Source organism: Serratia bockelmannii (assembly GCF_008011855.1).
Taxonomy (GTDB): Bacteria; Pseudomonadota; Gammaproteobacteria; order Enterobacterales; family Enterobacteriaceae; genus Serratia; species Serratia bockelmannii.
Genome location: NZ_VOUX01000005.1, coordinates 91,043 through 104,578 on the forward strand (window position 1 = coordinate 91,043; position 13,536 = coordinate 104,578).

12 protein-coding genes are annotated in these 13,536 nt (G+C 58.8%); 5 read left to right on the top strand and 7 right to left on the bottom strand.

The genetic code is table 11. From position 1 onward, the window contains the following. Window positions 1-173: 173 nt before the first annotated feature. Genes potC through FOT55_RS09220 form a run of 4 tightly spaced genes read right to left on the bottom strand, consistent with a single transcriptional unit; the run spans window position 174 to window position 3,210 of the window. Window positions 174-956 (bottom strand): spermidine/putrescine ABC transporter permease PotC, encoded by a 783-nt coding sequence (gene potC, locus FOT55_RS09205; protein WP_147823390.1) that lies wholly within the window; start codon window positions 954-956, stop codon window positions 174-176. After that, complete coding sequence (gene potB / locus FOT55_RS09210; protein ID WP_147823391.1) at window positions 953-1,813, bottom strand: spermidine/putrescine ABC transporter permease PotB; 861 nt, start codon at window positions 1,811-1,813, stop codon at window positions 953-955. The genes potC and potB overlap by 4 nt, the downstream gene beginning before the upstream one ends. Continuing rightward, on the bottom strand, window positions 1,797-2,912 hold the full coding sequence (potA, locus tag FOT55_RS09215) for a spermidine/putrescine ABC transporter ATP-binding protein PotA (protein ID WP_147823392.1): 1,116 nt from the start codon (window positions 2,910-2,912) through the stop codon (window positions 1,797-1,799). Before potA ends, potB begins: the two co-directional genes overlap by 17 nt. A 25-nt stretch (window positions 2,913-2,937) precedes the next feature. After that, complete coding sequence (locus tag FOT55_RS09220; protein ID WP_147823393.1) at window positions 2,938-3,210, bottom strand: hypothetical protein; 273 nt, start codon at window positions 3,208-3,210, stop codon at window positions 2,938-2,940. A gap of 57 nt (window positions 3,211-3,267) precedes the next feature. Between FOT55_RS09220 and pepT the strand changes: the two genes are divergently transcribed. The 5 genes from pepT (at window position 3,268) to FOT55_RS09245 (ending at window position 9,902) form a co-directional block, all read left to right on the top strand. After that, window positions 3,268-4,497 (top strand): peptidase T, encoded by a 1,230-nt coding sequence (gene pepT, locus FOT55_RS09225; RefSeq protein WP_147823394.1) that lies wholly within the window; start codon window positions 3,268-3,270, stop codon window positions 4,495-4,497. 313 nt (window positions 4,498-4,810) lie between these two features. After that, the gene (locus FOT55_RS09230; protein ID WP_141997850.1) at window positions 4,811-5,950 is read left to right on the top strand and encodes a tail fiber domain-containing protein; all 1,140 of its coding nucleotides are present in this window, start codon (window positions 4,811-4,813) and stop codon (window positions 5,948-5,950) included. 496 nt (window positions 5,951-6,446) lie between these two features. Next, window positions 6,447-8,294, top strand: a complete 1,848-nt coding sequence (locus tag FOT55_RS25405) for an S-type pyocin domain-containing protein (protein WP_238476098.1) — start codon at window positions 6,447-6,449, stop codon at window positions 8,292-8,294. Continuing rightward, complete coding sequence (locus FOT55_RS09240) at window positions 8,294-8,551, top strand: hypothetical protein (RefSeq protein ID WP_060432908.1); 258 nt, start codon at window positions 8,294-8,296, stop codon at window positions 8,549-8,551. Before FOT55_RS25405 ends, FOT55_RS09240 begins: the two co-directional genes overlap by 1 nt. A 262-nt stretch (window positions 8,552-8,813) precedes the next feature. After that, entirely contained in the window at window positions 8,814-9,902 is a 1,089-nt protein-coding gene (locus FOT55_RS09245; protein ID WP_147823434.1) for a malate/lactate/ureidoglycolate dehydrogenase, read from the top strand. A 41-nt stretch (window positions 9,903-9,943) separates the two neighbouring features. Here FOT55_RS09245 and FOT55_RS09250 read toward each other — a convergent pair whose 3' ends face one another. The 3 genes from FOT55_RS09250 to phoP all read right to left on the bottom strand — a co-directional run bounded on the left by FOT55_RS09250 (window position 9,944) and on the right by phoP (window position 13,284). Next, complete coding sequence (locus FOT55_RS09250; RefSeq protein ID WP_004941161.1) at window positions 9,944-11,065, bottom strand: ribosomal protein uL16 3-hydroxylase; 1,122 nt, start codon at window positions 11,063-11,065, stop codon at window positions 9,944-9,946. A gap of 84 nt (window positions 11,066-11,149) precedes the next feature. Then, window positions 11,150-12,607: a two-component system sensor histidine kinase PhoQ gene (phoQ, locus tag FOT55_RS09255; protein WP_033638202.1), complete on the bottom strand. Its 1,458-nt coding sequence runs from the start codon at window positions 12,605-12,607 to the stop codon at window positions 11,150-11,152. A 5-nt stretch (window positions 12,608-12,612) separates the two neighbouring features. Beyond that, the gene (gene phoP / locus FOT55_RS09260; protein ID WP_025302513.1) at window positions 12,613-13,284 is read right to left on the bottom strand and encodes a two-component system response regulator PhoP; all 672 of its coding nucleotides are present in this window, start codon (window positions 13,282-13,284) and stop codon (window positions 12,613-12,615) included. Between the last annotated feature and the right edge of the window lie 252 nt (window positions 13,285-13,536).

Genomic DNA, 13,536 nt, shown 5'->3' on the forward strand with positions numbered 1-13,536 from the left:
AACTCCCTGGAAGCGAGAAAAAATAAGGCACCTTGCCTGGATTCAGTTATAGGGGGAAGTTTTCGCCGCTGCAATCGGCGGGGCGGAAATAGGCACCGATGGTCAGGGAGTGACAACCGGTGCCGGTTGTGAAGGGGATCACAATCGGGCGCGGCAGCGCCCGGCGGGAAGGGTTATTCGGCCTTGGGGGAGCGATCGCGCATCACCCACTGGCTGGCGATCACCAGCACCAGCGACAGCAGCAGCAAAATGGTGGCCAGCGCGTTGACCTCTGGCGAGACGCCGACTTTCACCATCGAGTAGATCTTCAGCGGCAAAATCTCGTAGCTCGGCCCGGTGACGAAGGAGGAGACGACCACGTCGTCCATCGACAGGGTGAAGCTCAGCAGCCAACCGGCCGCCACCGCCGGCATCGCCAGCGGCAGGATGATTTTGCGCAGAATGGTGAGCTCGCTTGCGCCGAGATCGCGCGCGGCTTCCAGCATCTTCACGTCGAAGCCTTTCAGGCGCGCGTAGACGGTCACGACCACGAACGGCAGGCAGAAGGTAATGTGCGAGAACAGCAGCGACCAGAAGCCAAGTGAAATACCCAGCAGCATGAACAGCACCAGCAGCGAGATGGCCATCACGATGTCCGGCGACATCATCACCACGAACAGCATGCCGCCGACGAATGGCTTGCCGCGGAAGCGGTAGCGGTACAGCGCCACTGCGGTCAGCGAGCCGATCAGGGTGGCGAAGGTGGCGGAGAGCACCGCCATGGTCAGCGAGTGGCCCGCGGCCTGTAGCAGACTGTCGTTGTTCAGCAGCGTGCTGTACCACTTGGTGGTGAACCCTTGCCAGTTGATACCGAAGCGCGAGGCGTTGAAGGAGTTGACGATCAGGATGACGATCGGGATATACAGATAGGCGTATACCAGCGTCATAAAGCCGCCGCGCAGCAGACGTCCGATCATGCCAGATCCTCCTTCTTGTTCAGCAGGCGGGCGGCCCGGTAATAGACCAGCAGCAACAGCCCCATCACCAGCGTCAGGCAGATGCTGGTGGCCGCGCCGAAGGGCCAGTCGCGGATATTGAGGAACTGGCTTTTAATCACGTTGCCGATCAGCAGGTTTTTGGCACCGCCCATCAGATCGGCGACGAAGAACAACCCCATCGCCGGCAGCACCACCAGCAGGCAGCCGGCGATAATGCCCGGCATGGTCAGCGGCACGATGATGCGGATAAAGGTCTGCAGCTTGCTGGCGCCGAGATCGCGCGCCGCCTCCAGGCAGGACTTATCGAGTTTTTCGATGCTGGAGTAGAGCGGCATCACCATAAACGGCAGCAGGATATACACCAGGCCGAGGATCACCGCTTCCGAGGTGTACATGATGCGCAGCGGCTTGTCGATGACGCCGATCCACAGCAGCGCGTCGTTGAGATAGCCGCGGGTGCTGAGAAACAGCTTCAGGCCGTAGATGCGGATCAGCGAGTTGGTCCAGAAGGGCACGATCAGCAGAAACAGCAGCAGCGGCCGCACCTTCTGCGGCAAGCGCGCCAGGATGAAGGCGAACGGATAGCCGAGCGCCAGGCAGCATAGGGTGGCGATCAGCGCCATGTTCAGCGAGTGCAGCAGTACCTGGGCGTACAACGGATCGAACAAGCGCCGGTAGTTGTCCAGCGTGAACACCATCTGCACCAGGTTGGCGTCGTCGCGGGTCAGGAAGCTGGTGCCGATGATCATCAGGTTCGGCATGAACACGAACAGCAGCAGCCAGGCGACGACGCCGACGATCACCACATTCTGGAAGACTTTACGCGATTTCTTCATCGGCCAGCACCACCTCCCAGCTTTCAACCCAGGTTACCGCCATCTTCTGATTGAGCGAGTGATCGACGTCCGGATCGTCTTCGTTGAAGAACTCGCTGACCATCACCGTTTTGCCGTTCTCCAGCTCGACCACCGACTCCAGCGTCATGCCTTTGTAGTTGCGCTCGCGCACGTAGCCGATCAGCCCGTCGTGTTGCGCGCTGTCGTTCACTTCTTCCACCCGCAGATCTTCCGGGCGCAGCAGCACTTTCAGCTTTTGCCCCGGCTCTACCGGCAGATCGGCGTAGATGTCGCACTCGCGGCCTTCGACGTTGGCGCGCACCCGCTGCGGATCGAGACGTTGCAGGACCACTGCGTCGAAGATGTTGATCTCGCCGATGAAGCTGGCGACGAACAGGTTCTTCGGCTCTTCATAGATCTCACGCGGCGTGCCGTCTTGCTCGATGCGGCCTTCGCGCATCACCACGATGCGATCCGACATGGTCAGCGCTTCTTCCTGATCGTGGGTAACGAACACGAAGGTGATGCCCAGCTTGCGCTGCAGCGCCTTCAGCTCGTTCTGCATCTGTTTGCGCAGCTTGTAGTCCAGCGCCGACAGCGATTCGTCCAGCAGCAGCACCTTCGGTTTGTTGACCACCGCGCGGGCGATGGCCACGCGCTGCTGTTGGCCGCCGGAGAGCTGCCCCGGCCGCCGCTTGGCGAAGGCATCCAACTGCACCATGCGCAGCGCCTCTTCCACGCGCGGCGTCAGTTCCGCCGCCGGCACCTTTTGCATGCGCAGGCCGAAGGCGACGTTGTCGAACACCGACATGTGCGGAAACAGGGCGTAGCTCTGAAACACGGTGTTGACGTGGCGATGTTCGGCTGGAATGGCGGTGATGTCCTGGCCGTCGAGCACGATGCGGCCCAAATCAGCGTCTTCCAGACCGGCAATCAGGCGCAGCACCGTGGTTTTGCCGCAGCCGGAGGGGCCGAGAATGGTGAGGAATTCGCCGTGGTTAATCGTCAGCCTGAGATCGGCAATGATGGTTTTGCCATCGAACGCTTTGCTCAGGGCATGCAGTTCAACAAGGGGTGCTCGAGAGGATGTCTCAGTCATTTATCGTATTACTCTATCCCGTGGGCTAATGCAGATAGAACCGCAACTGGAAAAGACTGCCGGAGCTTGTGGGATGCCCGCTGATCAAATGAAGCTCAAACCAGTTACGCCAATGGAAATTTTTCGAGCGCGCATGATAGACGCTGAATGCCGGAATTGAAAGCCGATCCGGCCCAGATGCCGCGTTTTTCATCATGATAGCGACAAATGACCCTGTGATGACAGCATTATTCCCCTCAGAAATCATCACAAAGATTAATGATATTGGCGAATTCTGGTTAAAAATGACCTGACGCAATATTTGATCCTGATCGGTTCCGCATAATGAAACGCGATATTCTGAGGGGCCGCTACCATGGACAAACTACTTGACCGCTTTTTCAACTACGTCTCTTTCGACACCCAGTCCAAAGCGAACGTAAAGCATGTGCCGAGCACCGACGGGCAGTTGAAGCTGGCGCGTGCGTTGCAGCAGGAAATGATCGCGCTCGGCTTCGAGCGGGTGTCGCTCAGCGAACACGGTTGCGTGATGGGCACCTGGCCGGGCAACGTCGCCTGGACGGTGCCGGCGGTCGGTTTTATCGCCCATCTGGATACTTCGCCGGATTTCAGCGGCAAACACGTCAATCCGCAAATCGTCGAGAACTATCGCGGCGGCGACATTGCGCTCGGCATCGGCGATGAAGTGCTGTCGCCGGTGATGTTCCCGATCCTGCACCAGATGCTGGGGCAGACCCTGATCACCACCGACGGCAAAACGCTGCTGGGCGCCGATGACAAGGCCGGCATCGCCGAGATCCTCACCGCCATGGTGCGCCTGCGCGCGCGCAAAATCCCGCACGGTGACATCCGCGTGGCCTTCACCCCGGACGAGGAGGTGGGCAAGGGGGCGCAGCTGTTCGACGTGGCGGCCTTCAATGCCGAATGGGCTTACACCGTGGACGGCGGCGGCGTCGGCGAGCTGGAGTGCGAGAACTTCAACGCCGCCTCGGTGACGATCAAAATCCTCGGCAACAGCGTGCACCCCGGCAGCGCCAAGGGCGTGATGGTCAACGCGCTGTCGCTGGCCACCCGCATTCATCAGGCGCTGCCGGCGGACGAAGCGCCGGAGACCACCGAAGGCTACCAGGGTTTTTATCACCTCAGCAGCATCAAGGGCAGCGTAGAGCGCGCCGAAATGCACTATATCCTGCGCGACTTCGAGCGCGAGGGGTTCGAGGCGCGCAAACGCAAAATGGTGGACATCGCCCACGAGGTCGGCAAAGGCTTGCCGCGCGATTGCTATATCGAAGTGAGCATCGAAGACAGCTATTACAACATGCGCGAACAGGTGGCGGAGCACCCGCACGTGATCGCGCTGGCGCAGCAGGCGATGCGCGACTGCGACATCGAACCGGTGATGAAACCGATCCGCGGCGGCACCGACGGCGCGCAGCTGTCGTTCCGCGGCTTGCCGTGCCCGAACCTGTTCACCGGCGGCTACAACTACCACGGCAAGCACGAGTTCGTGACGCTGGAAGGCATGGAGCAAGCGGTGGCGGTGATCATGCGCATCGCGGCGCTGGCCGCCGAGCGGGCGCGGTAAACCCCTTCGTTCCCCGGCCGGCTTGCGCCGGCCCGTATTCCTTTTTCTGATATGCCCGGAGGGGCTCAGCGCGCCCGCCGTTCTCTGCTTCTGTTCTCTTTATAGTTCCCGCCGCTTGGTTGTCCCGTTCATCACACAACCCGTGGTGAGGGAATCCCATTATTCTTCGAGATAAAGTTCTGGTTATGCATACAGTGTTGCTGTGTGCTTAACCGGTTTTACAGCTTCGGTGCGGTGAGCCCAGTGGCCGGGGAATGCTGGGGGAATGAGCGCTGTTAACCGCCATCAAACAGGACGTAAGAGGGTAACAATCATGGCAGAAGAAAAGAAAAATGCGCAGGTGATTAACGGCGTTAATGACGATATCGCGGAACTGAAATCGCTTTCTACGCTGCGCCAGCGCGTGGTCAGCGACGGTGAAATCGTCTCCAAATCGGCCAACGGTTTTCGGCTGGCAAATGGCAATACCGGCGTGATGCTGCGTAATGATGGACGCGATTTTTATGCGCTGACGACGCCGGGTGGCCAAGCGCTTAACGGACAGTGGAACACCCTGCGCCCGTTCTCGTTCAATTTGGCGTCTGGCCGGGTTGCCTTGCGCAATGGGGTGGACATTTCCGGCGGGGCGATGGTCTCGCACAACGCGGGTATCTCCACCTCGACCACTGGTCCGATCCCGCTTATCAATGGACAAATCTATTATTCTTCCCCTGTTGAGAGCAAGTTCACCAGCGGCGATAAGACCTCAACGATGCTGATGGGCTCACGGATTGTCGGCAATGAGCAGGATTACGGCCTGCTGTCTTATCGTGACATGAAAGGAAACTGGAACGAACTCCAGGTGAAGCCTAACGCTGAGCTTTCGGTGGGGCAATTGACCAAGCGCAATCCCAATGGCTGGTTCTGGGCTGAAGGGGTTGTCAAAAAAAATGACGCGTTAAGCGTCACCCATGGTCTGCACCTGCAGGGAAATGGAAGAGTCTATGCCAACCTGTACCTTGGCGAGCGGATACGGGAAAACCAGTTTGTGGAGATTCAGGTTGGTGATGACAAAAGCAGTGGCCTATTTGAATTCCGTAATAATGGAAACGCCTTCACCAACGGCGCTTGGCACAGCAGCTCCGACGCCCGCATGAAAACGGACATCACCCAAATTGACGGCGCATTGGACAAGCTGGCCAAGATAGGCGGCTACACCTACCTCAAACAGGGCGTGCCGGAGGCCGGGGTGATCGCTCAGGAAGTGGAGAGCGTATTGCCGCAGTCGGTAACCCAAACCGAATTGAAGCTCAACGACGGCAGCGTGCTGAAGGACGCGCGGGGCATCAATATCAACGGCGTGGTGGCGTTGCTGGTTGAGGCGCTTAAGGAAGAGCGCTCACTTCGAGATGCCGAGCGCGAAGCATTTGAAGCTCGATTGGTTGCTTTGGAAAAAGCGATTGCGAACGCCTGATTAATAAAATTTTTGTAGGTTGCGCAGAGTATTAATCGACGGTGTTGCTGGTAATAAGCACTTAAGAATTTACTCTGCTGCCGAATAACGAAATAAAGGACTGACACATGAGTGGCGGAGATGGAAAAGACAGCCGTGGCCCAATTGGCGGTGTTAAAGGTGGGGCTTCAGATCAGGGGCCAAATGTAGGGCACGGTGGATCTATGGATATAAATATTCCTGGCATGGGGGATGTGCATATCGATGGAGTACACGGTTTAAATCCCGGTCAAGATAACAGTACCAACTGGGATGGAGGTAATGGGAACGGTAACGGTGGCAGGGACAGTAGCAGCAGTGGAGATTCCCAAGGAGCGGCAATACGGCGACAGGTTAACGCTATCAAAAATGACCCTAAAGTTAGTAATATCCTGAAGGAGTTACAAAAAAAGTACGTGCGGTTACACCTTATGCAAAGGTAGCTTTGAAAAGTGTTGGGGCTGACGGAAAAATACAGGTGCAGGTTGGTGAAATTCGTACAACCGATGAAGCCGCCGTCAGCAAGGCTATTACCTCTGTCTCACAAGTTAAAAATGTACTTGGCGTGGGGTTGCCTGCTCAAGGCGGGATCGTGTTCGCCGGTAATATCGAAACCAATCACAGAATCGGTAATTATCAGAACGTACCCAACGGGAACAATAACGGCAACAATTCTGCCGCAGAGGATAAGGCGTCATTAGCCACCTATTCCGAGGTGCTTAATGGAAAAATCCCGTCGGGTTTCTGGCTTGATAATAATAGGATGATGACCGAAATTACGGAGCAATATGAAATCAACGGAGGCGGCAAAGGGGACGATCGCACAGGGTATCGGCAACGCAATGTCGAAGTACCTTCTTTGACCTCGGCCTATCAACAATTTAAACAGGTAGAACGAGAAGTGGCCGAAGAGGCCCGTAAAGCTGAGGAGGCCCGAAAGGCGGAAGAGGCCCGCAGAGTCGAAGAGGCTCGTAAGGCTGAAGAGGCTCGCAAAGCCGAGGAAGCCCGTAAGGCTGAAGAGGCCCGCAAGGTGGAAGCCGCCAGAAAAGCGTTGTTCGCTAAAGCGGGTATTATGGACGCTCCGGCGTATACGCCGGAAAAGCTAAAAGCGGCCAATGCGGCGCTGGCGGCGGCAGGCGCCATGGTGCTCAACCGCGCCCCCGCCATGCTGCAGACGTCGATGGTCGGGCAAGGTGTGATGACGACCACGAGCGAACTGGCCGGCTGGGCAGCGAGCGCATCGTGGCGGGCGGCCTACGAAGTCGGCAGTATACGCGCCGGCACCGCGGTCGCCGCCGGATCGGTGCTGGGGGCTTTTGCTCTCGGCTTCTACCCGACGGAGGTCGGTGCAGGGAGTGATCGGGTGCCCGGGCGGGATGTCAATCTGTTTGCCCTGCAGGCGAGCCTGGCGGCGGCGGGCAGGGCGACCATTCAGCCCGGCATGACCTCGGTCGATTTGCCGGTGCGCGGATTTATCACCACTGACGATAACGGGAGACAGAGCGTCAACTTCGTCAGAACGGGCGTCGGCGGCGTATCGCCGAGCGTGCCGGTATTCAGACCCGTTCGCGATGACCTGACGGGGCTGGACAAAATCACGCTGCCGGCGGTGGCGGGCGCGCCGGCCAGAACGATACTGATCAACCCGGTGCCGACCGGGCCGGCTGCGCCGGCGCATACCGGCAACGGCTCACCGGGGCCCAAATCGCCAGTGCATACCGGCACCGGCATCAGGCAGGCGGACAGCATCGTGGTTACCACCTTCCCGGCGGATGTGGTGCAGGATCTGCAAGATTTTATCCTGTGGCAGCCGGATGCGCTGGAAACCGGAGTTGAAGCTGTTTATGTGATGGTGAGCAAGCCCTATGGTGAAACCAACGCCAGGGGCAAATACAGCGGGCGTGAATACAACACCAATAAAGCAGGGGGCCCCATTCAGATCCTGGATTGGAAAGGGGCTAGCATCGACCGTGCCGGCGTGGATAAGGTGAAGCTGCATACAGGGCGTTTTGAACAGACTCCGGAAAACCAAGTGATGATTGACCGTTTGGATAAAATTTTGAAAGGGGAGCTACAACCTACTGACACTGATAGGCGATTTTATACTCATGAAATCAGAGAGTTGGAGAGGTACAGGAATCTTGGCATAAAAGATGGTGAGGTTCCGCACAGTGTTCAAGAACAGAAGGCCGTATGGAATAATACACATACTGCTACGCTTGAAGACTATAGAATAAATGAAAAGGAACAGGCGCTTTATACAGATGGGGCCCTACAAGCCGCATATGAACAGGAACTGAAAGATGCTATGGGAGGGAAGAAATAATGCCTTTAAAAGATATCGTTAAAAATGAAAGTGTAGAAGATGTGCTAACTTTTTTGGGGCCGACCGCTGATTACCGTAAATTGGATCGTCTATATACCTATAATCGCTTTGATGCAATTTCCAGCGGGGAGCTCTCTTCTACTTATGATGCATTATTCCAAAAAGGGGTGCTTCAAGATCAAAATGGAAAAGTAGTGAAAGGCCCCAACTGGAAAGAGCCGAAATTCGTAACCGAGAAAAAATACGGTATCGAATAGCCATAGTTATGGTCTGATTAGTGCATCTTTAACCCCCAGCAAACGAAAGTTTGTTGGGGGTTTTCTTTTTTGGCAGGTGGAAGGGCACCGTAACGAGAGCCTTTTGCCGGGGGCTAAAGTAGCGGCGCCCGCTATTTTTGTCGCAGGCTAACGTGCGGACACTGTAGTTAAAACGGGACGCTTGCGATCGGCATAATCGCTTGCCGCAACAAGGCGTTGCTCATAGTGTGGAGGCACATTCCCCACGCATAAGGACCGCATGATGAGCACCGAATACCGTATCGCCAGCCCGCATTTGGCGCAGTTCGTTCAGGCGATTTGGCGCCAGGCCGGCAGTACGGCGCGCGAAGCCGAGCTGGTGGCCGATCATCTGGTGCAGGCCAATCTGGCCGGGCACGATTCGCACGGCGTCGGCATGATCCCCAGCTACATGGCGTCGTTGGCGCAGGGGCAATTACAGCTCAATCAGCACGCCGAAGTGGTGCGCGACGCTGGCGCGGTGCTGACGCTCGACGGCGCGCGCGGCTTCGGTCAGGTGGTGGCCAGCGAAGCGATGGCGCTGGGCATTGAACGCGCCGGCAAGCTGGGCCTGGCGGCGGTGGCGCTGCACAATGCGCACCATATCGGCCGCATCGGCTATTGGGCGGAACAGTGTGCCCGCGCCGGTTTTATCTCGATTCACTTCGTCAACGTGGTGGGCGATCCGATGGTGGCGCCGTTCGGCGGCAGCGATCGCCGCTTCGGCACCAACCCGTTCTGCGCCATTTTCCCGCGGCCGGGCCGCACGCCGCTGCTGTTGGATTTCGCCACCAGCGGCATCGCCTTCGGCAAGACTCGGGTGGCCTATAACAAAGGCTTGTCGGTGGCGCCGGGCTATCTGATCGACGAACACGGGCAACCCACCACCGAACCGAAGGTGATGCACGAAGCGCCGTTCGGGTCGCTGCTGCCGTTCGGCTTGCACAAAGGCTATGCGCTGGCGGCGATGTGCGAGATCCTCGGCGGCGCGCTCTCCGGCGGCCGCACCACCCACGACGCTACGCTGAAAGCCGACAGCGACGCCATCTTCAACTGCATGACGACCCTGATCCTCGATCCTCAGGCCTTCGACGCCCCGCAAATGCAGGCCGAGGCCGAAGCGTTTATCGGCTGGGTGAAGGCGTCGCCGCCGAGCGGCGAACAGCCGATCGCGGTGCCGGGAGAATGGGAAGAGGCCAACCGCGCGGCGCGGCTGGAGCAGGGCATACCGATAGACGCCAATACCTGGCGGCAGATTTGCGCGGCGGCGGAGCAGGCGGGCATGGCGAATGAAGCGCTGGCCGGCTTTCGCGCGCAGGCGCGGCAGGCATAAAAAAAGCCACCCGATAGGGCGGCTTGTTCGCGTACTCGCAATCAGTCGTTAAAGTACCAATAGCCGCTGTTGACCAGCGCGGTCAGCAGCGCCAGGAATGACGGGTCGTCCACCGCGTCGCCGAGCAGGGCGGCGTCGACGCTGAAGTGCTGGCACAGGGCATCTGCGGCCTGCAGCTGGTCGGTGTCGATCAGTTCGCCGTTGACGAAGCAGCGATCGCCGACCCGCAGCACGCGCAACCCGCCCAGGCGCTGCAGCGCTTCACCCTGTTGCAGCAGTTCGTAGATTTCCCCGGCCTGATACGGCGGCTCCGGCGGCGCCAGATCCAGCTCGTGGCGCGACTGGGAGATGAACTCGCCGAACCAGTGCTGGAAGTGTTCCGGCTGTTGCACCAGATCCAGCATCATCTGCCGTAAGGCGTCCACTTCCTGCGGCAGGATCTCCGCCGGGTGTTCGCGCAGTTTAACGTCCGGATCGCCGTAGCGTTTGCTGCCCAGCTCGCGCGCCAGCACGTAATCGGCGAAGCCGCTCACCAGCTCGCGGCCGTTCGGCGCGCGGAAGCCCACCGAGTAATTGAGCGCGTTTTCCAGCGCGTAGCCTTCATGCGGGAAGCCCGGCGGAATGTAGAGAATGTCGCCCGGCTCCATCTCTTCGTCGATGATGGCGTCGAACGGTTCGACCTGCAGCAGATCTGGGTGCGGGCAGTGCTGTTTCAGCGGCGTTTTTTCCCCGACGCGCCAGCGGCGGCGGCCAGTGCCCTGAATGATGAACACGTCGTACTGATCGAGGTGCGGGCCGACGCCGCCACCAGGCACCGAGAAGGAGATCATCAGGTCATCCATCCGCCAGTCCGGCAGCTGGCGGAACGGGCGCATCAGCGCGGCGGAAGGCTCATGCCAGTGGTCCACCGCCTGCACCAGCAGCGACCAGTTGTTTTCGCTCAGGTGATCGAAGCTCTCGAAGGGGCCGTGCGCAACCTGCCAACGGCCGTCCTGGTGGCTGACCAGGCGGCTGTCCACTTCGTTTTCCATCGCCAGCCCGGCCAGCTCATCCGGGGAGATCGGATCGATAAAGTTTTTGAAGCCGCGCTTCAGAATCACCGGACGCTTTTGCCAATAGCGTTGCAAAAAATCGTTCCAGTCCAGATCTAATTGATAATCCATGTTCTATTCCAGGATAGAGGAGTGAGCCTGAGTGCGATTATAACGGAAGTTTGGCCCCGTGGATCGGGGCCGCAGCGGCATAATTTACTCGTTGTGGTGGGTGTCGTGCTGGCGGGCGAAGGTGACCTGCATGCGCGCGCCGCCGAGCGGACTGTCGCTGATGACGATTTCGCCGTCGTATTGCTCGATGATCTCCGCCGCCACCGACAGGCCAAGGCCCTGGCCGGGGCGCAGGGTATCCACCCGCTGGCCGCGCTGGAAAATCAGCTGGCGCTTGCTTTCCGGGATGCCCGGGCCGTCGTCGTCGATGACGATGGTGAGGTTTTTCTCGGAGTGCAGCGAGGTGATCTCAACGAACTCCAGGCAGTATTTGCAGGCGTTTTCCAACACGTTGCCCATCACTTCCATAAAGTCGTTCTTCTCGCCCATAAAGGTCACTTCCGGCGAGATATCCAGCGTGATCACCACCCCTTTGCGCTGGTAAACCTTGTTCAGCGCCACCACCAGGCTGTCGAGCAGCGCCGGCACCGAGTGGATCTCGCGCGTCAGCACCGTCTGGCCGGAGTTGATGCTGGCCCGGTGCAGGTAGTAACCGATCTGCTGCGAGATGCGCCCGATCTGATCCAGCATGATCGGCTCGGCTTCTTCGATGGTGGTCTGCTTGCCGCTGCGCAGCGAGCGCAGGGTGCTTTGCAGCACCGCCAGCGGCGTTTTCAGGCTGTGGGTCAGATCCGACAGGGTGGTGCGATATTTGGTGTAGCGCTGGCGCTCGTTGCGCACCAGAATGTTCAGATTGCGCACCAGGCCGCGCAGTTCGCTGGGCGGGTTCTCATCCAACTGATCGCGTTCGCCGTTCTCCAGTTCGCCCACCTGATTGACCAGCGCCTTGATCGGCCGTAGGCTCCAGTAGGCCGCCAGCCACAGCAGTGGCACCACCAGCAGCAGGTTGGCCAGCAGCACGTAGCTGAACCACTCCCACACCACGTCTGAGCGCTGCAGCTCCTGCGGAATGCTGTCGACCACCACGATGGTCAGCGCCGGCAGCCGAGGCGTGGCGGCATAGGTGTTGACCGCCACCGAGTGCGTCAGCGCGTTCTGATCGGTATCGTCGTAATTCTTCAGCTGATCCTGTGCCTTGGGGTTATCCCCCAGCACTTCGCTACTGACGCGGGTGTCGGTGTCGATTTCGTAGAAGCCGGACTCTTCCAGCCATTCCTTGTTGATCAGCTTCTCCAGCTCCGGCACTTTGCGCTGGCTCCAGAGCAGGTTGCCCTTATCGTCGTAGATAAAGACCAGCGTCGGGAAGTTGAGATCGATATCGGGGGGGATGGCGATGGTGAGCTTGTTGTCTTTCCACTGAGCCAGGCTGAAGAACAGGTTGCTCTCGCCGCGCAGCAGGCGGAAGGCGGTCTTGTCGAAGCTGACGATGTAGCCGACGACCGCCACCAAACCGTAAGAGAGCGACAGCGCCAGGATCACCCCGGCGGTCGCCATCAGGAAGCGGGCGCGCAGCGAAAACGGTTTTTTATTCTTGTTGAACATCATGTTCACTTCGCGTCAAAACGATAACCCTGGCCACGTACCGTGGTGATCACTTCATGCGGGTATTCCGCCTGCACCTTTTTACGCAAACGTCCCATCAGCACGTCGATGGTGTGGCTTTCGCGCAGTTCGGCGTCCGGGTAGAGCTGCAGCATCAACGAATCCTTGCTCACCACCTTGCCGGCGTTGCGGATCAGGGTCTCGATGATGGTGTATTCAAAAGCGGTCAGCTTGATCTGCCGATCGTTGACGCTCAGTTCGCGGCGCGACAGATCGATCTGGAACGGGGGCAGCACGATCACCTGCGAAGCCAGGCCGCTGTTGCGGCGCATCAGCGCCTGCATGCGGGCGATCACTTCTTCCAGGTGGAACGGCTTGGTGACATAGTCGTCGGCACCGGCTTCCAGCACCGCCACTTTGTCCTGCCAGCTTTCGCGGGCGGTCAGCACCAGGATCGGCAGTTTGGTCTGGTGCGCGCGCCAACGGCGGATCAGGCTCAGGCCGTCTTCGCCCGGCAGGCCGAGATCGACGATGGCAATATCCGGCGCGTGTTCCTGCAGGAAATAATCGGCTTCCTTGGCGTCTTCGGCCGCGTCGACCTGATGGCCCATCTCGCGCATCTGAACGGAAAGGTGGTGGCGCAGCAAACCATTATCTTCAACAACCAGTACTCGCATGGCGAACTCCTGTGACTGTGCGGGTGAACGTCCTGTCACCCACGCGATAAAAGGGAACACGCTCTGCGGCGTGTCAGGGGATAACGCGGCCACCTGAACCATTTTGACAAAAAGTGCTGAGGCTATGGTAGGTATAACCCGCCCGGCTCGCAAGAGAACCGAAGCAATGTATTAAAATAAGCGTTATCAATTTGTTCGCCGACATTATCGACAACTTCTGATAAACGTCGGATAAACAGCGACGGGGCAACG